This window comes from Bradyrhizobium sp. HKCCYLS20291, assembly GCF_051167715.1.
Taxonomy (GTDB): Bacteria; Pseudomonadota; Alphaproteobacteria; order Rhizobiales; family Xanthobacteraceae; genus Bradyrhizobium.
The window spans coordinates 107,236-133,167 of the sequence record NZ_JBNPTO010000019.1; the positions used below are offsets into that span (position 1 = coordinate 107,236).

General features: G+C 65.4%; 14 protein-coding genes and 1 pseudogene. 10 read left to right on the forward strand and 5 right to left on the reverse strand.

Features of this window, described 5'->3' with window-relative positions; genetic code table 11:
• The first annotated feature begins 188 nt into the window (after positions 1 to 188).
• Complete coding sequence (locus tag ACQR07_RS30940; protein WP_434905853.1) at positions 189 to 950, forward strand: SDR family NAD(P)-dependent oxidoreductase; 762 nt, start codon at positions 189 to 191, stop codon at positions 948 to 950.
• Positions 950 to 8,299 (forward strand): amino acid adenylation domain-containing protein, encoded by a 7,350-nt coding sequence (locus tag ACQR07_RS30945; RefSeq protein WP_434905854.1) that lies wholly within the window; start codon positions 950 to 952, stop codon positions 8,297 to 8,299. The genes ACQR07_RS30940 and ACQR07_RS30945 overlap by 1 nt, the downstream gene beginning before the upstream one ends.
• A 19-nt stretch (positions 8,300 to 8,318) precedes the next feature.
• Here ACQR07_RS30945 and ACQR07_RS30950 read toward each other — a convergent pair whose 3' ends face one another.
• The 4 genes from ACQR07_RS30950 to ACQR07_RS30965 are packed head-to-tail and all read right to left on the reverse strand — an operon-like array spanning position 8,319 to position 13,222.
• The gene (locus ACQR07_RS30950) at positions 8,319 to 9,242 is read right to left on the reverse strand and encodes a cupin-like domain-containing protein (protein WP_434905855.1); all 924 of its coding nucleotides are present in this window, start codon (positions 9,240 to 9,242) and stop codon (positions 8,319 to 8,321) included.
• A 53-nt stretch (positions 9,243 to 9,295) separates the two neighbouring features.
• On the reverse strand, positions 9,296 to 10,300 hold the full coding sequence (locus tag ACQR07_RS30955) for an NAD-dependent epimerase/dehydratase family protein (protein ID WP_434905856.1): 1,005 nt from the start codon (positions 10,298 to 10,300) through the stop codon (positions 9,296 to 9,298).
• Positions 10,297 to 11,571, reverse strand: a complete 1,275-nt coding sequence (locus tag ACQR07_RS30960) for a nucleotide disphospho-sugar-binding domain-containing protein (RefSeq protein ID WP_434905857.1) — start codon at positions 11,569 to 11,571, stop codon at positions 10,297 to 10,299. Before ACQR07_RS30960 ends, ACQR07_RS30955 begins: the two co-directional genes overlap by 4 nt.
• A 19-nt stretch (positions 11,572 to 11,590) precedes the next feature.
• Positions 11,591 to 13,222, reverse strand: a complete 1,632-nt coding sequence (locus tag ACQR07_RS30965) for a radical SAM protein (protein WP_434905858.1) — start codon at positions 13,220 to 13,222, stop codon at positions 11,591 to 11,593.
• Between the two features lie 1,645 nt (positions 13,223 to 14,867).
• Between ACQR07_RS30965 and ACQR07_RS30970 the strand changes: the two genes are divergently transcribed.
• Positions 14,868 to 17,426: a M1 family metallopeptidase gene (locus ACQR07_RS30970; RefSeq protein WP_434905859.1), complete on the forward strand. Its 2,559-nt coding sequence runs from the start codon at positions 14,868 to 14,870 to the stop codon at positions 17,424 to 17,426.
• Positions 17,427 to 17,502: 76 nt separating this feature from the next.
• Positions 17,503 to 17,644 (forward strand): annotated as a pseudogene (locus ACQR07_RS30975) (HpcH/HpaI aldolase family protein); the annotation flags it as partial.
• A 38-nt stretch (positions 17,645 to 17,682) separates the two neighbouring features.
• On the opposite strand, the gene ACQR07_RS30980 reads toward ACQR07_RS30975, so the two are convergent.
• Positions 17,683 to 19,785: a bifunctional rhamnulose-1-phosphate aldolase/short-chain dehydrogenase gene (locus ACQR07_RS30980; protein ID WP_434905878.1), complete on the reverse strand. Its 2,103-nt coding sequence runs from the start codon at positions 19,783 to 19,785 to the stop codon at positions 17,683 to 17,685.
• 248 nt (positions 19,786 to 20,033) lie between these two features.
• Between ACQR07_RS30980 and ACQR07_RS30985 the strand changes: the two genes are divergently transcribed.
• The 6 genes from ACQR07_RS30985 to rhaM all read left to right on the forward strand — a co-directional run bounded on the left by ACQR07_RS30985 (position 20,034) and on the right by rhaM (position 25,931).
• Complete coding sequence (locus ACQR07_RS30985) at positions 20,034 to 20,840, forward strand: DeoR/GlpR family DNA-binding transcription regulator (RefSeq protein ID WP_434905860.1); 807 nt, start codon at positions 20,034 to 20,036, stop codon at positions 20,838 to 20,840.
• 83 nt (positions 20,841 to 20,923) lie between these two features.
• Complete coding sequence (rhaS, locus tag ACQR07_RS30990) at positions 20,924 to 21,943, forward strand: rhamnose ABC transporter substrate-binding protein (protein WP_434905861.1); 1,020 nt, start codon at positions 20,924 to 20,926, stop codon at positions 21,941 to 21,943.
• 160 nt (positions 21,944 to 22,103) lie between these two features.
• Positions 22,104 to 23,618, forward strand: a complete 1,515-nt coding sequence (locus tag ACQR07_RS30995) for a sugar ABC transporter ATP-binding protein (RefSeq protein WP_434905879.1) — start codon at positions 22,104 to 22,106, stop codon at positions 23,616 to 23,618.
• Positions 23,615 to 24,607 carry an ABC transporter permease gene (locus tag ACQR07_RS31000; protein ID WP_434905862.1) on the forward strand — a complete coding sequence of 331 codons (993 nt, stop codon included), beginning with the start codon at positions 23,615 to 23,617 and terminating at the stop codon, positions 24,605 to 24,607. Before ACQR07_RS30995 ends, ACQR07_RS31000 begins: the two co-directional genes overlap by 4 nt.
• Positions 24,604 to 25,614, forward strand: a complete 1,011-nt coding sequence (locus ACQR07_RS31005) for an ABC transporter permease (protein WP_434905863.1) — start codon at positions 24,604 to 24,606, stop codon at positions 25,612 to 25,614. The genes ACQR07_RS31000 and ACQR07_RS31005 overlap by 4 nt, the downstream gene beginning before the upstream one ends.
• Positions 25,611 to 25,931: an L-rhamnose mutarotase gene (rhaM, locus tag ACQR07_RS31010; protein WP_434905864.1), complete on the forward strand. Its 321-nt coding sequence runs from the start codon at positions 25,611 to 25,613 to the stop codon at positions 25,929 to 25,931. The genes ACQR07_RS31005 and rhaM overlap by 4 nt, the downstream gene beginning before the upstream one ends.
• The last annotated feature ends 1 nt before the right edge of the window (position 25,932 follow it).

A 25,932-nucleotide genomic window follows, 5' to 3' on the forward strand; every position in this document is an offset into this window, starting at 1 on the left:
CCATGCTCGCGACAGTCCGCAAGGAGCGGCATCAACTGACGATGCCCGGCTGGTATAGTACGTTCGGACTGCGAGGGGCTCAAGCTCGTCGCGGGTCATGTTCACACGTCGTCGGGGATCATCAACGCCTTGATGTCGCTCGTTCTGAAGTCCTGATGTAAGATCGTCTCGCAGGACGGAGGACTGGAGTGAAGCTCGAAAACATCAGGGCGATAGTGACCGGCGCGGCGAGTGGGATCGGCCGGCAGTTCGCCCTGCAGCTCGCGCGGTCCGGGGCAAGCCTGGTTGCCGTCGATATCGATTCGGACGGGCTGCGCAGTCTGGCGCGCGAGGGGCAGGGCGCCCCAGGCCGATTGCTGACGGCGCAGGTCGACGTCACACGCGAGGACGAGGTCAAGGCCGCCGTCGAGGATGCCCTGGCGCAGCTCGAAGGGCTCGATACGCTGGTCAATTGCGCCGGCATCCTGCGCGATGGATTGCTGGTCGCTCCCGAGGAGGAATGGGTGCGCAAATTGCCGACGGCGCAATGGAAGGCGGTGATCGACACCAACCTCACCGGCCCCTACCTGATGGCCCGCGAAGTGGCCGCCGCGATGCTGCGGCATCGCGTCCGGCCGGGCCTCATCGTCAACGTCTCCTCGGTGACCAGCAAGGGCAATCCCGGGCAGTCCAACTACTCGGCCTCGAAGGCCGGCCTCGACGCGCTGACCAGAACCTGGGGACTCGAACTCGCGCCGCACGGCATCCGCGTCGCCGGGATCGCGCCCGGCCTCACGGATACGCCGATGCTGGCGACGATGAGCTCCGAGCAGCGCGAGCGGTTGCTGGCTCAGGTGCCGCTCGGCAGGGTCGGCACCACCGAAGAGATCTGGCTGGCACTCGAGTTCATCATCAGGTGCGATTATTTCACGGCCCGTGTGATCGATATCGACGGCGGGGCGACGTTCTGATGGACCTGCAGGATCTCGATCTTCTCGACGAGTTGCTGCAGGAAGAAGGGCTTGCAGAGACCGCTCCGCGATTGCGCCCGCGCGGCGCGACCGAGGCGCCGGCGTCGCTGCAACAGCGGCGGCTGTGGTTTCTCGACCGAATGGATCCGGACTCTGCGGCCTACAACATCGCCACCGCGCTGTTGCTGACCGGACAGCTCGACGTATCAGCGCTCGCACGTGCCGTCGAACTCGTGGTGTACCGGCAACAGGGGCTGCGGACGATCTTCCGCGAGCGCGACGGGCTGCCGTGGCAGGTCGTCGAACCGCCCGGCCGGATCCGCCTCGACTGCGACGACCGGCGGGATCGCATCGTCGGGGCGGACGAGCTGAATGAATTGGTCTGGCACGCGAGCCAGCAGCGGTTCGACCTCGCACAGGGCCCGTTGTTTCGGGCGCGGCTGGTGCAGCTTCCGGATCGCTCCGATGGTGTTCCGACCGCCGTCCTTCTGATCTGCCTGCACCATATCATCGCCGATGGCTGGTCGCTCGGCGTGCTGGTGGATGAGATCGTCGAGAGCTATCGCGCGTTCCGCGCGGGCCGCGCTCCAGCGCTTGCAGAGCTGCCGATTCAGTATCTGGACTACGCGGCCTGGCAGCACGAACAGCTCGATCAGGCAGGATTGACGACACAGCTGGCCTATTGGGAGAGCCAGCTGCACGATCTGCCGCTGGTCGAATTCCCGACCGATTTCCCGCGGCCGCGGCTGCGGACCTTCGCCGGCGATCTCGTCCCGTTCGCGCTGCCGGCGCGAGTCACCAGCCGGCTGCGGCAGTTGGGCGGCGACAGCACCACGTTGTTCATGGTGCTGACCGCGGCGTTCGGCGTGTTGTTCGCGCGCCATACGCGGCAGCGCGACATCGTGATCGGGACGTCGATCGCGCAGCGCGCGGACCGCCAGACCCACGGCCTGATCGGCTTCCTGGTCAACATGCTCGTGCTTCGCTTCGAGCTGAAGGCCGAGGACAGGTTCGGCCAATTGCTGAACCGCGTGCGTGCGGTGATGGTCGATGCCATCGACCACGGCGACGTTCCCTACGAGACGCTGGTCGAACGGCTGCAGCCCGAGCGTGATCCGTCGCGCAATCCGCTGTTCCAGGTCGCGTTGACGATGCTGAACGCACCGGAGCCCCGCGTCGAGATCGACGGCCTGGTGATCGAAGCCATCGCCAACCAGAGCGCCGCGCGCTTCGATCTCGAAGTCTTCTTTCACGAGCGACCTGACGGCGAGCTCGACGGCGTCGTCTCGTTCAACACTGATCTGTTCCTGCGCGCATCGATCGAGCAGTTGGCGCGCGAGCTCTGCACCTTGCTGGATGACGTCGCCGCCGATCCGGAGCGGCCGGTCGCGCAGCTTCGCCTGCTCGGCGCGCAGGAGGAGCAGGTGCTCGCCGGCGCCGGCCGCCGGCAGCCGATCACGGTTGCCGATTGCATCCACCAGCGTTTCGCCCGGCAGGTCGCGGCGACGCCGGAGCAGATCGCATTGGAGTGGGGCGGTGCGCCGCCATCATCGGCCCCGTCCTTGTCCTATGCGGAGCTCGACGCCTGGGCGAACAGGATCGCTGGCCGGCTCGTGGCCGCCGGCGTCGGTCCCGAGGTGCGCGTCGGGCTGTGGTTCGAGCGCTCGCTCGAGATGGTGGTCGCCATCCTCGCCACGCTGAAAGCGGGCGGCGCCTATGTGCCGCTCGATCCGGCCTATCCGCCGGATCGCGTGAGGTTTGTGATCGAGGACAGCGGTCTTGCCGTCATCGTCACCAGCCGCGAGCTGACCGAGCGCGTGCGGGTGTCTGGCCGGCCGCTGATCGTGATGGAGGACGCGGCCCGGCCTGATACGGACGAGCATGTGTCGCCGCCTCTCGTCATGGTGCATCCGGACAATGCGGCCTATGTCATCTACACGTCGGGCTCGACCGGCACGCCGAAGGGCGTCGTCGTCTCGCATGCCAACGTCATCCGGCTGATGGATGCGACCGACCGCAGGTTCGGCTTTGGCCGCCGCGACGTCTGGACGCTGTTCCACTCGTTCGCCTTCGACTTCTCGGTGTGGGAGATCTGGGGCGCGCTGCTCTATGGCGGCCGGCTGATCGTGGTGCCGTACGAGGTAACGCGCTCGCCTGATGAGTTCTACGACCTGTTGTGCCGCCGCCGCGTCACCGTGCTCAACCAGACGCCATCCGCATTCGGCCAGCTGATCGAGTCCGACCGGCGGCTTGGACGCGAAGGCGAGCTGAAGCTGCGTGCCGTCATCTTCGGCGGCGAGGCGCTCGACCTCGCGATGCTGGAGCCGTGGATCGACCGTCATGGCGACGAGTTTCCGCAACTCGTCAACATGTACGGCATCACCGAGACGACCGTGCACGTGACCTACCGCCGCATCCGGCTGGGCGACGTGGCGCGTCGGCTCGGCAGCGTCATCGGCCTGCCGATGGCGGATCTCACCTTGCATCTGCTCGATGACCATTTGCAGCCGGTACCTCCGGGCGCGCTCGGCGAAGTCGCGGTCGGCGGCGCCGGCGTGGCCCGCTGCTATCTGCAGCGGCCAGCGCTGACGGCGCAGCGCATGGTGCCGGATCCCCATGAGCCCGGCGTGCGGCTGTATCTGACGGGTGACATCGCCCGCCGGCTGCCGGATGGCGGTCTGGAGTATCGCGGCCGTGCCGACGAGCAAGTGAAGCTGCGCGGCTTCCGGATCGAGCCGGGTGAGATCGAAGCAGCGCTGACGACGCATCCCGCCGTTCATCGGGCCGTGGTCATGGTGGGACACGATACGTCCGGCGAGAAGCGGCTGGTCGCCTATGTGGTGGCTGACGGCGCGCGCGCCGCGAATGGCGACGCGCTGGAGACGACACTGCGCGCGCATGCGGCTAAGCGGCTGCCAGACTACATGGTACCTTCGGCGGTCATGCTGCTCGATACGTTGCCGCTGACGCCCAACGGCAAGCTCGACCGCAAGGCGCTGCCGGTGCCGTCGGCCAGCAAGCTGGCGGCCCGCGGCTTCAAGCCGCCGCGGACGGCTGCCGAACAGAGGCTCTGCGTGCTGTTCGCGGAGGTGCTGGAGCTCGAGCAGGTCGGGATCGACGACAATTTCTTCGCGCTCGGCGGCCACTCGCTGCTGGCAACGCGACTCATCAGCCGCATCCGTGCTGCGCTGGGAACGGAGCTTTCGGTCCGTGCGCTGTTCGAGGCACCGACCGTTGCGGGCGTCGCAGCGAGGCTCGGCGATGGCGCGGCCCCAGCTTCGACGACGACGGTCGAACCTGTTGTTGCGGAAGCCGCCATTCCGCGCGCGCGCGGTGACCGGCCAGTGCCGCTGCTGCTGGCGCAGACCCGCTTGTGGTTTCTCGACCGGCTGGAGCCAGGTAATCCGGCCTACAACGTCGTGCTCGGGCTGCGGCTGCGTGCCGTGGCGGACCGGCCCGACGAACGGGCCGGGCTTGACGAAGATGCACTGCGTCGCGCGCTCGACGAGATCGTCAGGCGCCACGAGATCCTGCGCACGGTGTTCCAGAGCGGCGACGATGGGCCGCGTCAGATCGTGCAATCACCGCGGCCGTTCGAGCTGGAGATCGTTGATCATAGCGGACTGTCCCAGGACCAGCAGACCTCGCGGCTCGCGGCCGAAGCGCACCGGGCGGCAAGGCATCGGTTCGATCTCGCGGCCGGTCCGCTCGCGCGCGGCTGGCTGGTTCGCCTGTCCGACAGCGAGCATCGTCTGCTCCTCGTCATGCACCACATCGTCACCGATGGCTGGTCGTTCGGTGTGCTGACGCGCGAGTTGCGCGACCTCTATGCGGCGTTCCGTGCCGGTCGTCCGTCGCCGCTCGCCGAGCCGTCTTTGCAATACGCCGACTACGCCTGCTGGCAGCATGATCGCCTGGCTGACGGCGGCCTCGCCCGGCAGCGCGACTATTGGCTGCGGCAACTCGCGGGGCTCGAACCGGTCGAGATCCTTACTCTCGACCATCCACGCAGGCCGGAGCCCATCGGGCGTGGCGCGAGCTTGCGTTTTCAGCTCGAGCCCCGGCTCGCGCGCGAGTTGACTGAGACCGCGGCTCAGCACGACGCGACTCTGTTCATGACGCTGCTCACCGTCCTCGCTGCCATGCTGCACCGTTCGTCGGGCGCCGCCGATCTGCCGATCGGTGTTCCCGTCGCCGGGCGCGACCGGGTCGAGGTCGAGCAACTGATCGGCTTCTTCGTCAACACGCTGGTGATGCGGGTCAGCGCCGCCGGCGATCCGACCATGACGCAACTGCTCGCGCACGTGCGGGAGACCGCGCTCGGCGCATTCTCGCATCAGGATCTGCCGTTCGAGGATCTCGTCGAGCGGCTGGCGCCGCCGCGCCATCGCGGCCGCCATCCGCTGTTCGGTGTCATGCTGGTGCTGCAGAACCTGCCCGGAGAGCCCCTGTCGCTGCCAGGCCTGGCGATCGACCCGGAGGAGATCGAAACGGGAATCAGCAAGTTCGATCTGACGCTGCAGGTCGCGCCATCGGCCGGCGGGCTCGATTGTACGATCGAATACAACGCCGACCTGATGGAGCCCTCGACGGTCGAGCAGTTGGCGTCGCGGTTCGTGCTTGGCTGTACGGCGCTGGTGCAGAGTCCGCAGTCGCGCCTGTCGCAGCTGCGATTGGAGTCCGACGCCGAGCTGTCGCGCCGGCGCGCGCTCGAGTGCGGTCCGTCGTTGGCTGAGCCTGCACGTGGTGTGCTCGAGCAGATCTTCAGCCTCGCAGCACGGCAGCCGGATGTGGTCGCGCTGTCCTGGGACGGCGGGGCGCTGTCCTATCGCGATCTGGCGCGGCGTGTTCAGCGTACCGGCGCAGGGCTGCGGGCCGCCGGTGTCGCCATCGGCAGCCGCGTCGGGGCGGCGTTCGAGCGCTCGCCGGAGATGATCATCGCCCTGCTCGGGATCATGCAGGCCGGCGCAGCCTATGTGCCCCTCGACCCCGGCTATCCGGCCGGGCGTCTCGCCTTCACGATCGAGGACAGTGGCGTCTGTCTGATCCTCGCGACCTCCACCGACACGTTGAACGACGTCACGTCGCAAGTCACATCGTGTCCGCCGGTGTTGTCACTTGCTGATCTGGCGCCTGGTGACAACCTCCGTCCAGAGCTGCCGTCTGGCGATCGTCTCGCCTACATCATCTACACCTCCGGTTCGACCGGCACGCCCAAGGGCGTGGTGGTGTCGCAGAGCAATCTGGCCGCGTCGACGGCCGCCCGACTGGCGGTCTATGACGATCTGCAGCCGCGCTTTGCCTTGTTGTCGTCGTTCGCCTTCGATTCGTCGGTGGCTGGCATTTTCGGAACGCTCTATGCCGGCGGCACCTTGGTGCTGCCGCCGCCCGGCGCGGAGCGCGATCCGATCGAGCTCAAAGCCGTGCTGCGGAGCCAGCGCGTGACGCAGTCGCTGATGCTGCCCGCGCTCTATCTGGCGCTGCTCGATGCCGCCGACGGCGGCGAGCTCGACACGCTCCGGACGGTGATCGTCGCCGGCGAGGACTGTCCGCCGCGTCTGGTCGAGCGGCATCGCCAAGCGCTCCCGCATGCGACGCTGGCGAACGAATATGGCCCGAGCGAAGCCACCGTCTGGTGCACGGTCAAGCTCTGGCCGGCCGCTGCTGATGACGACAAGGACGTTTCGATCGGCACGCCGATTCCGGGCGTGCGCGTGTGGATCGCCGATGCCCACGGATATCCAGCGCCGCTCGGTGCCGCAGGCGAGCTTTGCGTCGGCGGAGCCGGAGTTGCCATTGGCTACTCTGGCAGGCCTGGCCGGACTGCCGAAAGTTTTGTGCCCGATGCGCAAGCCGACGCGGCCGGCGCACGCTGTTATCGCAGCGGCGACCGCGCGCGCGTCATGGCTTCGGGTGAGATCGGCCTGCGTGGCCGGATCGATCGGCAGATCAAGGTGCGCGGCTTCCGTGTCGAGCCGGGTGAGGTCGAGGCGCGGATCCTGCAGTCGGAATGGGTGCGCGAGGTTGCGGTGACGACCGCGCGGGATGCCCGCGAGCGGCTGCAACTCATCGCCCATGTCGTGCCGATGCCGGGACACGATCCCTCGCAGTCCAGCCTGCGCGTCTGGCTGGCTGAACGCTTGCCGGCGCATCTCGTGCCGGCGAAGTTCGTCTGGCACGATCAGTTGCCGCGCGCGGCGGGCGGCAAGGTCGATCTCGCGCGGCTCGAGACGTCATCAGGACTGCCACGCAGCGACGAACTGGCGGCGCCGCGCAATCGCCTCGAGCTCGAGCTGGTGCGCGTCTGGGAGGATGTGCTGGGCCGTGACGCCATTGGGATCGACGACGACTTCTTCGAGCTCGGTGGTCACTCTTTGCTGGCGATCGAGCTGATCGCGGAAATCCGCCGCAGGCTCGGGCGCGATGTGCCGCTCGCGGCGCTGTTCGCTGGTGGCACCGTGGCGCGGCTGGCCGAACTCATCAGCTCGGCTCCGCCGCAGGCGGGCGTCACGACGCACAAACAGTCCGGCGTGCTCGTGCCATTGTCGTCCGGCGATGGCGCGCCGCTGTTCCTCATTCATCAGGCCGGCGGCAACGTCATGTCCTACCTGCCGCTTGCCCGGCAGCTTGGGATGGTGGGACTGTCGCTCGTCGGCCTGCAGTCGGTCGGACTCGACGGCTCCGAAGCGCCGTTGACACGCATTGAGGACATGGCGGCGCACTACGTGGCGGCAATCAGGACAGCGCAACCGCGAGGTCCCTACAGGCTCGCCGGGCACTCGCTGGGAGGGCGGGTGGCGCAGGAGATGGCGCGGCAGTTGGGCGAGGCCGGGCTGGAGGTGGATTTTCTCGGAGTCATCGATGTGCCCGGGGTAGAGGCCGAGCTGAGCTGGACCGCGATCCTTGACGAGGAGGAGCACGAGGTTTTTGCTCAACTCGTCCAGCAGATCGAGCTCTTCCATGGCCGGGCGCTGGACATCTCGGCCGAAGCGTTGCTGGCGTTGACCGCCGTTGAGCGCATCGACCTCATCGTGAACCGCATGAAGCAGCGCGGCTTGCTTCCGATCGACGCCAGGGCGGGCGAGGTGAGCGGGCTGCTGAATGTCTACAAGGCGAACATGCGCGCGATCGCTGCGTTTGCGCCGCGGCCGTGCCGCGCCGATATCCACGTCTTCGCAACGCGTGCGCTGGCGCAAGCTCATCCGCAGGATCCAACGTTGGGATGGGGCATGCTGACGGCTGGCCGCACCCATGTGGTGCCGGTGCCAGGGGAGCACATGTCGCTGCTTGGCGCCGACCACGCGCCGGCGTTGGCTGCTATGATCCTTGAAGCTTGCCGCGATGAATAGGGCGAGTGATTGCCTCCGATCAATGGCTCTTCGGTCGGGTGAGACTGGTCGAGACCAGATGGTACAGCATCTGACCGGTCGACGGCGGGCTGTACAGCCGGTCCGGACGCGGGCGGGCGAAGAGGCCGTGCCAGATGAAGTCGCGCGCCAGCATCGCCCAGGCGGTGGGGCTGCGCATCCGCATCATCACCTCGACGTCGTGACGCGGCGTGAGCGGTTCGCCGTGCCAGCAGGACAGCGAGATCGAACTCTCGGACGAGGCGAAGTAATGCCACCAGGCGCGGGGCAGGAACAGGATGTCGCCGGGCTCCAGAAAGCCCTGCAGCATGGCCGCGCGCGCAAACCGCGGATGGGCCGTAAGGTCGGGATGCTCCGGCGCGACCTGGCTCTTGGTATGTGAATCCGGAAACAGATGCAGATTGTAGGCCTGCTCGGGTGCGGCCATCAGCACGCGCTTGGTGCCGTGCACCTGGGCGAACAGATTGTCGGCATGGTCGTAATGCAGGCCGGAGCGCGTGTTGGCGCCGATCCAGACGATCACCGCCTTGATGTCCGACGTCAGCGGCGCGAAATCGTAGTCGTCCGCGAGGCCCGGCAGCCGGTCGACCGGGATCTGATCGATGTAGCAGCGGTCGCCGCTCTGCATCAGCGCAACGAACTCGCGCACGGTCATCGTGCGGCGGTAGTCCTTGTCGCGCAGGGTGTAGGGCACCTCGGTATCCGGCAGGCCGACGCTGGGCCGGACCTGGACGTCGCCTGCGATCTCGGCGAGGTAGGCCGGCGACCAGCGCTTGACGGCAGGCCATGCCGCGCCGGCGCCTTCGAGGATCAGCGGGCGCCGTTGCTCGCGGTGCCGGGCGAGGGCCGGACCGATGTCGGCGCCGCGCACCCGCGGGATCTCGGGATAGGCAAGATGCTTCGTCCCTTCGACTCGTTGCAGCATGGCGAGACCCTCCCATTGCCTGTCGATGAGCTCGATGACTTCTCGACGTTCACCTAGAACATGCGATCGGTCCAGGATCGAGGCGTCTTGTCGCTGACGATCTCGACGTCGAGATGATAGCGGAATTTGCGCGGGCCGAGGCGACGGATGTAATCGGCGAGATCGGTCAGGCCTTCGCGTAGCGTGACGTTGGTCTTGTAGCCGAGCTTGCGGCGCGCCTTGTCGGCCGAGCAAGTGGCAAAGCGCACCTCCTGCGGCCGGTCGGGCAGATAGATCGGGTCGAGGTCGAAATCGAGGATGTCGGCCAGGATCTCGGCCAGCTCGTTGATCGAGATGAATTCGTTGTCCGGGCCGATGTTGAAGGTTTCGCCGACGACGTCGTCGCGCAGCGCAGCCTGGCCGATGCAGTAGACGCAATCCTGGACAAACGAGAAGCAGCGCTTCTGGGTGCCGTCGCCATAGATGATCGGCTGCCGCTTCTGCAGCATCAGATTGGTCATGATGGCGGCGACGTTGCGATAGGGGTCGTTGAACTTCTGCCGCGCGCCGATGATGTTGTGCGGGACGCAGATCACATATTCCAGACCGTGGGTGCGGCACAGCGTGGCGACCAGCATCTCGGCGGCGTATTTGGCGATGCCGTACGGATCCTGCGGCCGGCACACCATGTCCTCGGTGAACGGCAGCGTGTCCTGGGTGCCGTAGCGCGCCATGCTCGAGCAATAGACGAAGCGCTTGACGTTGTTCTGGATCGCCGCGCTCAGCATCGTCGAGGTGATCTGGAACGTGTTCTGCGTCACCAGATGCGGCGAGAACACCGACAGCCCCTCATAGGCGGTGCAGGCGGCATGGATGATGACGTCGCAGCCCTTGGTCAGCTTGACCATGGAGTTCAGGTAGCCGCAATCGATCTGGTGGAATTCGGCGTCATCCGGCACGTTCTCGAGATAGCCGCCGATCAGCGAATCGTTGCCGCAGACCTCGTGGCCGAGCTGCAGGAAGTAGTCCGCAAGATGACTGCCGAGAAATCCGGCGATGCCGCTGATGAAGATCTTCATGGATGACTGCTTGCCATTCGGCCGGGGAGCGACGCTGCGACGGTGTGATGCGCGGCGCTGGCCCGCGCGACATGATCCTGGATCAGATCCGCGGCGCGCGCGGCGCCGCCGGCGCGGCGGCAGGCATCGCCGATCCGGGCGCTGTGGCGCGCGAACGCCGGCTCGGAGAGCAGGCGCTTCGCCGCCGCGCGCAACTCGGCCGGAGGAGCGTCGACGCTGCGGCGAAGTCCGGCGCCCTGTCGCTCGAGCCGGATCGAAATGATGTCGGTCTCGAACGTGGTCGGGATCGCCAGCATGGGAATGCCGAACCACGAGCCCTCGCGGGCGCCGCCCATGCCGCCATTCATCACGAACAGTTTGGCACGCGGCAGGATGTCCAGCTGCGGCAGCAGGCCATCGCGATCGATGCTCCAGACGATGAAATTGGGCGGCACCTCGCCGAGATCCTCCGGCGTGGTGCTGGCAGAGAGCAGCATCACGACCTGTAGGTCGAGGTCGGCGAAGGCGGTGAGGCACTTGCGGAAGAACTCCGGCCCGGGATCGCAGATGGTGCCGAAGCCGATATAGATGATGCTCTCGTCCAGCCGGCTCATGTCGAAGCCCGGAACCTCCTGGCTCGGCCGGTGGTGCACCGAGCCGACGAAATGATAGCTGGCGTCGAACAGATGATCGTGCGGCTGCAGCTCGCGCGGCGTATGGCAGATGTTGACGGGCTGCGGATTGGTATAGGTCTCGATCGCCGACACCCTGGTGCCATGCCGGCGCTTCAGCTCGCGGGCGAGGCGGCGGAAGCCGAAATAGGTTCCGGTCCCGCGCGCCACCATGCGCGGCAGGTCGCGCCAGAACGTCCAGCACGACAGCTGCAGCCGCCAGCTCAAGGCCGGCGTATGCACCGAAGTGATCGCGGGGATGCCGAGCTTGGCGGCGATCATCTTGCCCCATAGGCAGAGCGAATCGTGGACGATGTAGTCCGGCCGCTCGGCGGTCACGCGCGCCAGCAGCTCCGGATACCAGGCCAGCGTCCACCAGCACATCGCGGTCGGCAGGTCGAGCTCGTGATGGAAGCGCCAGCCGGCCATCGGGCCGGAGTAGGGCCCGGGGACGTCGGGATAGGCCTGGAAGCTGGCGCCGAGCGCCTCGATCTCGGTGCGGTAGCGCTCGGTTTCGAAATAGACGATCTCGTCGCCGCGCCGCACCAGCTCAGCCACCATGCCGTAGGTGGCGATGACGTGCCCGCCGCCGCAAACGTTCAAAAACACGCCCTTGGCCATGTCCGTCCGGGCTCCGAAATCAGGCGACGCGCGCGTTGACCGGCCGGGCGCTGGCCGGCTGGAACACGCCGCGCAGCTGCGCCCATTCACGATCGTAGTTCGGCCGCTCCTCATCGAAGGAGCGGATCACCATGCTCTGGGCGATCCGCAGGAAATCGATCAGTTGCTGGCGCGTGATGCCGTTGGCGAGGAAATAGGGAACCGACCACATGTCGACGCCGTAGAGCGGCAGCAGCACCGAATTCTTGACGTTGCGGTAGAGATAATCGACATGGTCGCTGGCTTCCTGCCAGGTCATGGTGTTGTGGTTCCAGCTGTAGCCGGATCCCTGCAGGCCGAACTCGGCGGCGCGCTCCTGCACCGGCACCTTCGGATCGTGGAAATAGCTCTCGACCGCGTAGAAGGTCGGGGCGGTCTCCTCGATGAAGGCGAGAGTGTTCTGCACGGAGGCGGCGGTCTCGCCGGGGAAACCGATGATGAAGGAGGCGTGGACCATGATGTCGCGCTCGGCCAGCATCCGCATGCCGCGCTTGTAGCCGTCGACCTTGACGGCCTTGTTCATGTTCTTGAGCACCTGCTGATCGCCGCTCTCGATGCCCGCGAAGACCGCGACGCAGCCGGCTTTCTTGATCAGGTCGAAGGTCTCCTCGTCGGCATTGGCGCAGCGGAAATACGACGCCCACTGGAAGCCGAAATCCTCCTCGATCATCATGCGGCACAGCTTCTTGAAGCGCGGCAGCGGCACGTTGAAGGTGTCGTCGATGAAATAGATGAACTTGACGCCGCGGGATTTCAGCATGCGGAATTGCTGCCTGAGCACCTCGATGTCGTTGAGCGTCAATGCTCCGCCGATCGCCGGATAGCGGCAGAAGGCACAGGCGAAAGCGCAGCTGCGGGCGGTGCGCATCCAGACGAACGGCGACAGGTAGTCGTCGCTGAACACGGTCCAGTCGATGACGTTGGCGTCGAGATCGTTGTTCTCGGGCCGGCGCTCGCTGCGCGAGAAGCTGATGCCGTCCTCGGTCCAGATCAGGTTCGGCACCTGGGAGAGATCCGGCTCCGGCCGACGCAGCTCCAGCAGCAGCTCGGCCAGGGTGTTCTCGCCCTGCGAATCGAACACATAGATGTCGGCGTCCATTTCCTGGAACAGCACATCCTGGGTGTCGGCATCATGGTCGGAGCAGGTGTTGAAGATATGGGGGCCGCCGACCACGATGCGGACGTCCGGATTGTGCTCGCGGATGAACTCGACGACCTCGCGGACCGGCCGCGGCGTGGTGTAGACCGTGGTGGTGATCGCGACGGTGCGCGGCGACTGCGCCAGGAGCTCGACCAGCCGGCTGCGGTCATGGTTGAAGAAGTTGACGATTTCGGACCTGAGCCCGCGTGCGGCGAGGAAGCTCTTGAGGATGCAGCAGGCGAGGCTCGGCGTGCGCGCCACGTGCAGCCCGTGCCGCAGGCCGGTGGCATCTTCGAGCGCGCAATTCAGCAGGTCGGTGAAGTGCCGCCAGCGTCCCCTGGTGTGCACGGCATTGCCGCGGAAATGCCGGTAGGCGCCGGAGAAGTTCTGAAGGGGCTTGAGCTCGTCGTCGATCCAGTTGAGGTCGGTATCGTTGTATCCGATCAGAATGCAGTCGATCTCGGATCCCAAGGGGCGTTCTCCTCAGTCCGGCGCACAAAAACCAGTCTCGGCGCATGGGCTGATCGCGCCGAACAAAGCTTTGAATTTCTGAGATAACAAAAGCAACTGCCGCGATCATATTCTGGTTGGTTGATTGCGTCCACTGCTCGATGGCTCGATGCATCTTGAGCTGCCGTCGTGCCTGTGGGCTACTACGTTCCATGGTCTACGGCAGGCTGAAAGTGCTGGTTGCTCCGGTGGTCGCGCACCGCCGTCCCATCCTTTTTGCCGCCAAAGGTGCGTCTCCTTCACGCAGGAGACGATGAGAATTGCTTCTGACTCGATTCGGCATCTCAGCTGTGGGACTTACCGTCTCCGGTGGCGAACGACTTGACGCGAGCGACTTGGCGCGAACGTCCTGGCGCGAACGTCCTGGCGCTCGACCTGGCATTTCCGATTTGACGGCGTGACGTTTCGGCCTCGCGGCGCATGTTCGCGTCCGAGCTTTGCTCATCGGGGCACCCTTCCAGAAGAAGGGCGCAGGGAAGGCCGGGTGCGGGCCGCACCCATGGCCCGCCTGCAGAAAAAAAGCAGGCGGCGTCACCACAGGATTGGCCGGACATCCGGCCTTCCCTGCGCGATGGGCTTAACGGCTGCTCCGCGCTCTCCCAGGGGACCGGGCTTGCTTGCCCCCGTCATCGGCATCGTCGCCGACCAAGACACCAGCGTCGGGGTGTCGGGACCACACGGCTTGACCGTCCGTCCAGGGTTCGTTCGTCCGCACGCGAAACGCGCACTGCGACCCCAGCCGGCCACCGCATCCCACGCTCCACGGTCCGTGACGATCGCGAAACGCCCCTTCTGTGAGCGCGAGACGGCGAAGAACATCGGTCTGATTTGCCCGACGGCACAAGGCCGGATTTGCCCGACGGAATGCGACAAACTGGCACGACGGGCAGTTTGGGCATGGCTGGAATGCGGAACCACAGGTCAACAAAGGTAGGTCGAAGGATGCAGAGCTTTCGAAGTCCATGTTCAGATCGGTCGCATCGGTCACGTTGCGTGCGCATGTCAGGCAAGCCTGTTCGATGGTGTTTCGCAACTGCCGCACGTTGCCCCGGCCATGGATATTGCTCGAGCGCTCGTTTCGCTTCTGGCGTGATCGACAGGGACGAACGCGCATAGCGAACCTGAACGTCCGCTGGCAGTCGGCGCTCTGCCACGGTGTTCAACCCGCGGACAAGCGGCGGTGCGAACAATGGCCCCATTGCCGGACAAGCGCGGCGGCGCTGAGCCGGCGGTGCATCAGGTCGGCGCCAGGCGGGGTCTATCGGTGAAGATCGGGATCGCGCTCTCTCGCGTTGCTCGTTGTCTGACGTCCGCAATGTCTGCGGCCGGGGTTTCCGGAAATTCGGAAGACCCGCGGAAGCGCTGGCTCTCGCGTCGGAACGGCTCGACAAGATAGAAACTGGAGAATATAGCGAATTCCATCACAACCTAAGAGTGATATAAGCTAAGAATTGCTCCCTCGCGCAGTTGGCTATGGGCAACGGGGATATGCTCAACACGTCAAAGACGCCCAGATCCGTCTCCCTCGCAAAGCGAGACTGGTCCACGACCTTTCGTTTTCAGCGCTTCGGAGGCTCGCTCGCAGATTATTGCTACGGAGGAAGTCATGGCGCGAATTGAACTGCCGCAAAACGTTGTGCCTATTCACTATGATCTGGACATAATACCTCGCGCGAGTGCCTTGGTCTTCAAGGGGCGGTCGGTCATAACGGTCAAAGTATTGGAGGCCACATCGATCATCGTTCTCAATAGCGCAGAGCTTGAGTTCGAGGCGATCGAGCTAAGAGGCAGCCAAGGTGTCCGCATGGGGACGCCCGTGATGGATCCGGGAAGCCAGCGGGCCAATCTCCATTTCGACGAACTCATCAAGCCGGGCGTTTACGATCTGGCGATAGATTATCTCGGAAAGATAAATGAAAGCGCCGAGGGGCTTTTTGTCACCAGATACGAGACGCCCGCGGGCCCCCAACACATGCTGCTGACCCAGTTCGAGGCCGTGGCGGCGCGACGTTTCATGCCGTGCTGGGATGAGCCCGCGCACAAGGCAACATTCACCGTAAGCGTCGCGGCCTCGGCAGACGAGACGGTCGTATCGAACATGCCGATCGAGCGAACCGAGGCGTCGGAGTCGGGGCTCCGCCTCGTGCGATTTCAGCGGACCCCGGTGATGTCCTGCTACCTGCTATTTATAGGCGTCGGGAAGCTGGATCGTTTGGAAACCAATGCCGGGGGCGTTGCTGTGTCGGTGTTGTCGCGAGCGGGAAGCGCCTATAAGGGCCAGTTCGCTCTGGAAAGCGCCGTCAAGCTGCTCGAATATTACAACGACTACTTCGGCACCCCGTACCCATTGCCAAAACTCGATCTGGTGGCAGCCCCCGGTGGTGGCGGCTTCTCGGCCATGGAAAATTGGGGAGCCATCCTGTACTTCGAAACGTCCCTGCTGATCAATCCCGCGCTCTCGACCGAGTCGGATCGGCAGCGTGTATTCGTGGTCGTGGCGCACGAGATGGCGCACCAATGGTTTGGCAACCTGGTCACGATGAAATGGTGGGACAATCTTTGGCTCAATGAGGGGTTCGCGTCGTGGATGGAGAACAAGGCCACGGACAAGTTCTATCCGGAATGGACGATGTGGCTTCAATCGGAGTCGGCGCGGCAAAGGGCAATGAAGCTGGACTCGAGGGCGACGACCCATCCGGTCGTGCAGGAAATCGAGAGCGGGGAGCAGGCGGACCAGGCCTTTGACGAGATAACTTATCAGAAGGGACAAGCGGTCATCCGCATGCTCGAAAGTTACGTCGGAGAGGAGGTCTTCCGGAAGGGCGTTCGCAGCTACATGAAGCGCTACGCGTACAAGAATACGGTGACCGATGACCTGTGGGCCGAGATGACGGCCGCCGGCGCAAAGGACATCAAAGCAATCGCTGATGATTTCACCTTGCAGGCGGGGGTGCCGTTGATCAGCGTGGAGAGCGCTTCGAATGTTGGAGATGCCGTCAGGCTGTCATTGAGGCAGGGGCGCTTCGGGCTTGATCCGGACTCCCGCAAGCCTCTGGTCTGGCATGTTCCGGTGATCGCGGCGTCCGTGCCAGGCGGCAAGGCGCCCACCAGTATGATCACTTCCGGTCTGGATCCGCTGCAGGCCGAGGTGGCCGGTGCCTTACCCGTAAAGATAAACTTCGGCCAGGGAGCATACTATCGGAGCAAATACTCCACCGAGTCGTTCCAACAGCTGGCCGGCGCATTCGATCGACTGGCGCCCGGAGACCAATTGGGCTTGCTTTATGACGTCTGGAGTTTGGGCGAAGCCGGAGATATGCCGATCGCGGCCTATCTCGACCTGAGCCGCCAGATCAGGGGTGATGCCCAGACCGTGATCTGGAGCCAGGTCATCGAGATCTTCCTGTCCATTGATAGCCTGTATTGGGATCTCGGCGGAAGACAGCGCTTCGACGAGTTTGCGATCGGCATCCTCAAGCCGGCTTTCGCTCGGATAGGGTGGGACCGGCGGTCTGACGAGGCTGACAATGTTGCCGTCTTGCGGGAGCAACTGATCGGGGCCCTCGGCCGACTGGGAGATCAGGCGGTCATCGATGAGGCCCAGAGGCGGTTTGCAGCCTTCTTGGCGCATCCGGAAGAGCCTGGCAATTTGCCGTCTTCCATCAGGCAGCCAGTTCTGAGGGTCGTGGGGTTGCGCACGGATCTGAGTCTTTATGACCGGCTATACGATCTCGCCAAGGCAGCGGCCGATCCTGTGGCGAAGGATCAGTACTTCGTGGCGTTGGCAGGCGCGCGCAACAAGGACCTGGCCGCACGCAGTCTCGACATTGCGCTTGGAAATGATCCGGCGATGGCGACTGGCCCTACGATGATTTCGCGTGTCGCCGGAGAAAATGCTCCGCTCGCCTGGACCTTCGTCGTGTCTCACCTCAAGGAATTGAACGCCAAGCTCGATGCGATGCAGCGCGTGACGTTCGTTCCATCGATCGGCGCGCAGAGCCTCGATTCGGGCATCTTGAAGCAGCTTCGGGAGTTCATTGACGTCAACGTGCCCAAAGCAAACAAGGCGCAGGTGGAAAGGTTCTACACGGCCATGGCATTCCGGCTTTCGGTTCGGGACCAGCGTATCCCGGAGATCGACGCTTGGCTTGCCGCTAACAGCTAAGGGACGCGGCCCAGAAACGTACACGGCTGTTGGAACGGCGCCTCGTGCGCCGTTCCACGATGGCGAGGCGGTCACCATGCTCACGCCTCACCATGCTTCGTCGGGAGTGGCGGTTCGCCTGGTCGAGCTCGGCGCAGATCATCGTCGTCGATTGCGAGCACGGCACCTGGAGCTTCGAGCGCCGTCCCCGGTCTGAGATCGTTGTCCTTCACGGTGGCAATTGCACACGTTGGCGCACGTCGCGCTGATCGGCGCTCTATCTCGGGAACGATATCTGGTTGCCGGCGTCCACGTTGATGATGTTGCCAGTCGACTTGGCCGAGAGGTCCGAGGCGAACCAAAAAATGCCTTCGGCGACGTCTTCCGGCAGGACCGAGCGCTTGAGCATCGAGCGCTGGCGATAGACCTCCTCCAGATCATCAACGCCGACCTTGTTCGATGCGGCACGCTGCGCGCGCCATTCGCCCTGCCAGATGCGCGAGCCGCGCAGCACCGCGTCGGGGTTGACGGTGTTGACGCGAATGCCGTGCGGCGCGCCTTCCAGCGCAAGACAGCGCGCGAGGTGGATTTCGGCGGCCTTGGCGCTGCAATAGGCTGACGCGCCGGGCGAGGCGGCCAGTCCGTTCTTGGAGGCGACGAAGATGATGGAGCCGCCGCTGTTCTGGCGCTTCATCAGCCGGAAGGCGGCGCGGGATACCAGAAAATAGCCGGTGGCCAGGATCGACATGTTGCGATCCCACAGCTCGAGCGTGGTGTCCTCGATCGCGGCCGCAGAGGCGATGCCGGCATTGGACACGACGATATCGAGGCCGCCGAAGCGGACGACGAGTTCGGCAAAGGCGCGGTCGATCGCCGCCTCGTCGGTCACGTTCATGACGACGCCGGCAACATTGTCCTTGCCGAAGCGCCGCGTGAAGCTCGTGACCGCCTCGTCGAGCGCCGCGGCATCGATGTCGGCGAGAACCACGGCCGCGCCCTCGGCAGCCAGGCGGGCCGCGGTGGCCTGACCGATGCCGCCGGCTCCGCCGGTGACGAGAGCGACGCGGCCGGCCAGCGATTTCGGCTTCGGCATGCGCTGCAGCTTGGCTTCCTCGAGCAGCCAGTACTCGATGTCGAACGCCTCCTGCTCCGGCAGGCCGACATAACGGTCGACGCCGGAAGCGCCGCGCATCACGTTGATGGCGTTGACGTAGAACTCGGCCGAGATCCGCGCCGTCGTCTTGTCCTTGGCAAAGGTCATCATGCCGACGCCCGGCACCAGATAGACCACGGCGTTGGGATCGCGCATCGCCGGCGAGTTCGGCCGCTTGCAGCGCTCGTAATAGCCGGCGTAATCGGCGCGATAGGCGGCGAGCAGCGGATCCAGCTCGGCGACGAGCCGGTCGATGTCGCCGTTGGCGGGATCGAACGGCAGCACCAGCGGACGGATCTTGGTCCGCAGGAAATGGTCGGGGCAGGAGGTGCCGAGCGGCGCGAGCTCGGCAAGCGCGGTCGAGTTGACGAAGTCGAGCACCTCCGGGCTGTCGACGAAATGACCGACCTTCTTCTCGTCGGCCGAGATCCGGCCGCGGATCTCGGGCATCAGCCGGCGCGCCACGTCGAGACGCGCGGCGGATGGCAGCGCGACGCAGCGCGCGCCGCGGAACACCGGCTTGGACTCGTTGGCTGCGAGCCAATCCGCCGCCTTCTGGATGATGCGCAGCGTGGTCTCGTAGCAGGCCTTGGAGGTGCGCGCCCAGGTGAACACGCCATGGCCACCGAGCACCACGCCGACATATTCGGGGTGCTCGGCGGCGAGCTTGCCGATCTTGAGGCCGAGATCGAAGCCGGGCCGCTGCCAGGGCAGATAGCCCATCTCGGCGCCGAAGATCTCGCGCGTCAGCTGTTCGGAGCGCGCCGCCGCGGCGATGGCGATGACGGCATCGGGATGGGCGTGATCGACATGCTCATAGGGCACGAAGGCATGCAGCGGCGTGTCGATCGAGGCGGCGCGCGGATTGAGATCGAACGTACAGTGCGGCAGGTAGCCGACCATCTCATCCTCATGCGCGAGGCCGCGATAGAGCCCCTTCAGCGCGTTGAGCTTGTCGAGATAGAGCGTCGCGAACCCATCGCGCTTCATCGAGCCGATGTCGCCGCCCGAGCCCTTGACCCACAGCACGGTGACATCCTGCCCCGTGAGCGGATCCTTGGCGGCGACCTTGGCCGAGGTGTTGCCGCCGCCGAAATTGGTGATCCTGAGATCGGAGCCGAGCAGGTTGGAGCGGTAGAGCAGGCGGCCCGGCTCGTCCAAGGTCGCGGCGTGGGCATCGTCCCAGGCGTTCACGAGGCGGGACGGGGCGGAGGAGACGGCAGGCATCTCGGTCATCGGGCGTGTCCGTATCATGCCGTGAGAAGCGGAGCGCCGGGCGTGCTGGCGGCAGCCCCCTCACTCGATCCTCCCCGCAGCTGTGGGCGTTTCGAGCAGGATAGGAGCGGGGCGTGAGCGAGGTCAATCGTTTTTGATCGTTATTGCGCTGCAATGATCGTTTTTGCCTTGCAGATGCGCATTTCGTTTGACGATCGTGAGCGTACGCGCCTACTCTTGATTGCCAGGGGAGGAGCAGCATGCTCGAGCGGGAGCGCTTTCAGATCATCTTGCGGATGGCCGCAGACCTCGGCGTCGTCCCGATCGGCGATCTCGTCGCCGCAACCGGCGCATCGGCGGCCACGATCCGCCGCGACGTGGCCGAGCTGGCGGCGTCCGGGCAGATCCGGCGCGTCCATGGCGGCGTCGAAGCGCTCGACCTGATGCAGCCGCATACGCTCGCCACCCGTGCCTTCGACGTCAGTCAGACGCTCAACATCCATCGCAAGCGGGCCATCGCGCGCGCCGCCACCGATCTCTGCGTGGACGGCGAGTCGATCATCATCAATGCGGGGACGACGACGTTCCAGATGGTGGAATGGCTGGCGTCGCGACGCCTGCACATCCTCACCAACTCCTATCCGATGGCGCAGGAGCTGATCGCCCGCAGCGACAACCGGATCGTCCTGCCCGGTGGCGAGGTCTATCGCAAGCAGGGCATCATCGTGTCGCCGTTCGACGACGATGCCATCCAGCACTACTCCGCCTCCAAGATGTTCATGAGCTGCGCCTCGATCGGTCCGATGGGGCTGATCGAGGGCGATCCGCTGATTGCCCGCGCCGAGGCGAAGCTGTTGCGGCGGGCCCAGGAGCTGATCGTGCTGGCGGACCATTCGAAATTCGACGCCCGCGGCGCCATCGCGGTGTGCCCGCTGTCGCGCGTGTCCAAGATCATCACCGACGATCGCGCGCCGCAGGCGGCGATCGACATGTGCTCCAGTGCCGGCATCGAGGTCATCGTCGTGCCCACTGTGGACACCAACGACAAGGCCGTGACGGCCGCGTGAAGACGATCCGCCCTGGCGGATCGAACTGATAAAGCCGCGACGGCAAGCCGCGGCTAACAAATGACAATGGGAGAGGAAACACCATGCAGTCCAATCGTCGTGACACGTTGAAGCTTCTCGCCGCCACCGCGCTCGGCGCCTCCACGGCCTCCTGGGCCGGCGTCGCACAGGCTGCGGAGAAGACGCGCATCGCCATGGTGGTGAAGGCGCTCGGCATCGGCTTCTTCGATGCCTGCCGGGACGGTGGCCAGGAAGCCGCCAAGGAGCTCGGCAATGTCGAGCTGATCTACACCGGGCCGACCACCACCACCGCCGAGGCGCAGATCCAGGTCATCGACGCGCTGATCGCCCAGAAGGTCGATGCCATCGTCATCTCCGCCAACGACACCAACGCGCTGGTGCCGGTCGGCAAGAAGGCCATGCAGCGCGGCATCAAGGTGATCTCGTTCGATTCGGGCATCGCGCCCGAGGGACGCATCATGCACCTCAACCCCTCGAACAATCAGCTCATCGGCAGCAAGTGCGTGCAGATGATGGCCAAGACGCTGAAGAGCGATGGCGAGGTCGCCATCCTGTCCGCGACGGCGCAGGCGACCAACCAGAACATCTGGATCGAGGAGATGAAGAAGGAATGGGCCAAGCCCGACTACGCCAAGATGAAGCTCGTCACCACGGTCTATGGCGACGACCTCGCCGACAAGAGCTATCGTGAGGCGCAGGCGCTGATCAAGGCCTATCCGAATCTCAAGGGCATCATTGCGCCGACCTCGGTCGGCATCGTCGCGGCCGCCAAGGCCGTGGTGGATGCCGGGCTGGTCGGCAAGGTCTATGTCACGGGCCTCGGTCTGCCGTCCGAGATGAAGGGCGCTGTGGTGGCCGGTGCAACCGACACCTTCGCGATCTGGAATCCGATCGATCTCGGCTATTGCGCCACCATGATCGCCGCCGCGCTCATCGCCGGCAGCGCCACCGGCAAGGCCGGCACGTCGGTCAAGGCCGGCCGCATGGGCGAGGTCAAGATCGGCGACAACAACGATGCCGCCATGGCCGATCCGTTCACCTTCGACAAGTCGAACATCGAGCAGTTTGCCAAGATCTTCTGATCAGTAAGATTCAGGCGTTCGACAAGGCGTGCCCGGGCTCAGCCCGGGCTTTCATGAAATCCTGCACTGGGTCCCTGGCGAGCAAGCGGGGACGACGAGCGGAGCCGCTGCGGCTCCGGTGCATTGCCGCGGGGCCGCGTCCTTGTCCGTTGCCTTCCAGATGCCCGTTCGACCCGACCCGACCGAGCCGGTCCTCGCGCTGACGGGACTCTCGAAGCGCTTTCCGGGCGTGCGCGCGCTCCACGGCGTGCATCTCGCGCTGCATGCGGGCGAAACGACGGCGCTGCTCGGCGAGAACGGCGCCGGCAAGTCGACGCTGGTGAAGATCCTGACCGGCCTCTACACGCCCGATGCCGGAGCGATCCGGGTCGGTGGTGTCGAGCGCAGCTTCGCGACGCCTCGTGAGGCCTGGGCAGCCGGCATCACCGCCATTCACCAGGAACCGACGATGTTCGATGAGTTGTCGGTGGCCGAGAACATCTTCATGGGCCATATGCCCGTGACGTCCCGGCGGCTGATCGACTGGACACGGATGCGCGAGCGCACGCGCCAGCTGCTCGATCGGCTGGAGGCGGATTTTGCTCCCGACACACCGTTGAAGCGGCTTGGCGTTGCGCAGAAGCACATGGTCGAGATCGCCCGCGCGCTCTCCCACGATGCCCGCATCGTGATCATGGACGAGCCGACCGCGGCGCTCTCGGCGCGCGAGATCGACGATCTGTTCCGGATCGTCGCCGACCTCAAGCGCCAGGGCCGGGCCATTCTCTTCATCTCGCACAAGTTCGATGAGATCTTCCGCATTGCCGATCGCTGGACCTGCCTGCGCGACGGCACCCATGTCGGCGAGGGCCTGATTGCCGACACCAGCGAAGCCGAGCTCGTGCGGCGCATGGTCGGCCGCTCCATCGACCAGGTGTTTCCGAAGCGGAGCGTGGCCATCGGCAAACCGATGCTCGAGGTCGAGGGGCTCGCCAACGCGACCGAATATGCCGACATCTCGTTCAGGCTGCACGAAGGCGAGATCCTCGGCTTCTATGGTCTGGTCGGCGCCGGCCGTTCCGAAGCGATGCAGGGGCTGATGGGCATCACCCGGCCGTCGCGCGGCCGAATCCTCATCGACGGCAAGGAGGCTCGCATCGCGGTGCCCGCCGATGCGATTGCGGCCGGCATGGCCTATGTGCCGGAGGACCGGCAGTCGCAGGGCGCCGTGACCCAGCTCGGCATTCGCGAGAACATCAGCCTGGCAAGTCTCGGCACGGTGGCAGGCGGCACCGGCTTCATCGACTACGTCCGCGAGCTCGGCCGCGCTCGCAAGCTCGGTACCGATCTTGCCGTCAAGGCGGCGCATTGGGATCAGAAGCTGACGGAGCTGTCGGGCGGCAACCAGCAGAAGGTCGTGATCGCCAAATGGCTGGCGACCGAGCCCAGGATTCTCATTCTGGACGAGCCGACCAAGGGCATCGACATCGGCTCCAAGGCCGCCGTCCATTCCATCATGGTCGATCTGGCCGCCGCGGGTCTCGCCATCATCCTGGTCTCGTCGGAGTTGCCCGAGGTTCTCGGCATGTCGGATCGCATCGTCGTGATGAGCGAGGGGCGCATCGCGCGCATCTTCGATCACGCCGAGGCGACACCGGAGGCGCTGGTCAGCGTGGCCGCGGGAGGCGCCGCATGATCCCCGTGATGTCACGCCGCGAGTGGGTGCTCGCCGCGGTTATCTTGGTGATGACGCTGCTGATCGGCCTGCGCGCGCCGGTGTTCCTGTCGCCCGGCAACTTCTTATTCATCCTCACCGACACCTCGGTGCTATTCATGATGGCGCTGGCGCAGATGACGGTGATTCTGACCCGCGGCATCGATCTGTCCGTGGCCGCCAACCTGGCGCTGACCGGCATGATCGTGGCGCTGCTGTCCCGCGCCTTGCCCGGCCTGCCGATCCCGGTGGTGATGCTCGCCGCCATGCTGCTGGGCGCCGGGCTCGGCCTCCTCAACGGGCTCTTGATCGCCGGGCTCGAGATGCCGCCGATCGTGGTCACGCTCGGCACGCTGTCGATCTATCGCGGACTGATCTTCGTGCTGGCCGGCGGAGCCTGGCTGACCTCGAAGGACATGACGGAAGCATTCCTTGCGTTCCCGAAGGCCAGTCTGCTCGGCATCCCGTCGCTGATCTGGGTGGCGGCCGCGGTGGCGGTTGCGTTCGCCATCTTCCTCGGCCGCTCCCGCACCGGGCGCGGGCTCTACGCCGTCGGCGGCAACCCGGTCGCGGCGCGACATTGCGGGGTCAACCTGAAGCGGCTGCAGCTGCTTGTGTATACGCTGACCGGCACGGTCTCCGGGCTCGCGGGCTATCTGTGGGTGGCGCGCTTCGGCATCGCCTATGCGGACATTGCCGCCGGCTACGAGCTGACGGTGATCGCCGCCTGCGTCATCGGCGGCGTCTCGATCGCCGGGGGCATCGGCTCGGTGCCCGGCACGCTGCTCGGCGCGCTGTTCCTCGGGGTCGTCGCAAACGCCCTGCCGCTCATCAACATCTCGCCGTTCTGGCAGATGGCGATCTCCGGTGCGGTCATTCTCGCCGCCGTCATCGTAAATACGCGCTCGGAATGGAAGCCGCAGAAACTGATCCTGCGCGAGGCACGGCAGGCTGCGGGAGGCAGGCGATGAGCGTGTCCGAGCATGCGCCGCGCTACCAGGTGGGAGATCGCAAGCCGTTCCGGCTGCTCGACCTGATGCTGGCCTGGGAGAGCGTGCTCGTTGTCCTGCTCATCATGGTTGTGGTGGTGAACGCGTGGATATCGCCGTATTTCCTCGACGTGTTCAATCTCTCCGACGCGACCGTCAATTTCTCCGAGAAGGCCATCGTCGCGCTCGCGATGGCGCTCCTGATCCTGGTCGGCGACATCGACCTGTCGGTGGCGGCGATCATCGCGCTCGCGTCGCTGGCGATGGGCCTCGCCTCGGTCGCCGGCGTCTCCACCCCCGGCCTGGTGCTGATCGGCCTCGGGGTCGGCGCGGTGGCCGGCGCCTTCAACGGCCTGCTCGTCACCGGCATCGGGCTGCCCTCGATCGTCGTGACCATCGGCACCATGTCGCTGTATCGCGGCATCGCGCAGGTCGTGCTCGGCGATCAGGCGATCACCCGCTATCCGGCCGGGCTGCAGGCGCTCGGGCAGGGCACGTTGTTCGAGATGCCGCCGCTGCCATGGTCGTTCGCGATCTTCCTGGGGCTCGCGCTGGTCATTGGGCTGGTTCTCCACCGTACGACCATCGGCCGCCGCCTCTATGCGATCGGCAACAACGCCATCGCTGCGCGCTACTCCGGCATCCGCGTCGAACGCATCCGCTTCTGGTTGTTCGTGCTCTCGGGGCTGGCCGGCGGGCTCGCCGCCGTGCTTTTGACCGGACGCATCGGCTCGACCCGTCCGAACATCGCGCTTGGCTGGGAGCTGGAGATCATCACCATGGTGGTGCTCGGCGGCGTCTCGATCTCGGGCGGATCGGGCAGCATTCCCGGCGTGGTGCTGGCGGTCTTCGTGCTCGGCTTCACCACTTTCGGCATGAGTCTCGTCAATGTGCCGGGCATCGTCATCAACGTGCTGCTCGGCGTGCTCCTGATTGCGGCGATCGCCGCGCCGCTGATCGTCCGCCGGCTGGTGAAAGGCAACCGATGACCCGCGAACGCATCGGCTTCAAGATGCAACTCTTTGCCGGGCAGGAGGCGGAGTATCGCCGCCGCCACGACGCGATCTGGCCTGAGCTGAAGGCGCTGCTCACCGAGACCGGAATCCGCAACTATTCGATCTTCCTCGATCCGGAGACGCTGACGCTGTTCGGCTACCTCGAATGCGAACCGGGGCACGGCCTCGCCGATCTCCCTGGCCACCCGGTGATGCGGCGCTGGTGGGACTTCATGAAGGATATCATGGCTTCGAATCCGGATGGCTCGCCGGTATCCGAGCCGCTCGTCTCTGTCTTCTACATGGCGTGAC

Excerpts from the sequence above, each read along its gene's own strand:
- ACQR07_RS30980 (WP_434905878.1), bottom strand. The coding sequence starts at position 19,785 with ATGCCTGCCGTCTCCTCCGCCCCGTCCCGCCTCGTGAACGCCTGGGAC.
- ACQR07_RS30960 (WP_434905857.1), bottom strand. The coding sequence starts at position 11,571 with ATGGCCAAGGGCGTGTTTTTGAACGTTTGCGGCGGCGGGCACGTCATC.
- ACQR07_RS30955 (WP_434905856.1), bottom strand. The coding sequence starts at position 10,300 with ATGAAGATCTTCATCAGCGGCATCGCCGGATTTCTCGGCAGTCATCTT.
- ACQR07_RS31005 (WP_434905863.1), top strand. The coding sequence starts at position 24,604 with ATGAGCGTGTCCGAGCATGCGCCGCGCTACCAGGTGGGAGATCGCAAG.
- rhaM (WP_434905864.1), top strand. The coding sequence starts at position 25,611 with ATGACCCGCGAACGCATCGGCTTCAAGATGCAACTCTTTGCCGGGCAG.
- ACQR07_RS30970 (WP_434905859.1), top strand. The coding sequence starts at position 14,868 with ATGGCGCGAATTGAACTGCCGCAAAACGTTGTGCCTATTCACTATGAT.
- ACQR07_RS30985 (WP_434905860.1), top strand. The coding sequence starts at position 20,034 with ATGCTCGAGCGGGAGCGCTTTCAGATCATCTTGCGGATGGCCGCAGAC.
- ACQR07_RS30945 (WP_434905854.1), top strand. The coding sequence starts at position 950 with ATGGACCTGCAGGATCTCGATCTTCTCGACGAGTTGCTGCAGGAAGAA.
- ACQR07_RS31000 (WP_434905862.1), top strand. The coding sequence starts at position 23,615 with ATGATCCCCGTGATGTCACGCCGCGAGTGGGTGCTCGCCGCGGTTATC.
- rhaS (WP_434905861.1), top strand. The coding sequence starts at position 20,924 with ATGCAGTCCAATCGTCGTGACACGTTGAAGCTTCTCGCCGCCACCGCG.
- ACQR07_RS30995 (WP_434905879.1), top strand. The coding sequence starts at position 22,104 with ATGCCCGTTCGACCCGACCCGACCGAGCCGGTCCTCGCGCTGACGGGA.
- ACQR07_RS30950 (WP_434905855.1), bottom strand. The coding sequence starts at position 9,242 with ATGCTGCAACGAGTCGAAGGGACGAAGCATCTTGCCTATCCCGAGATC.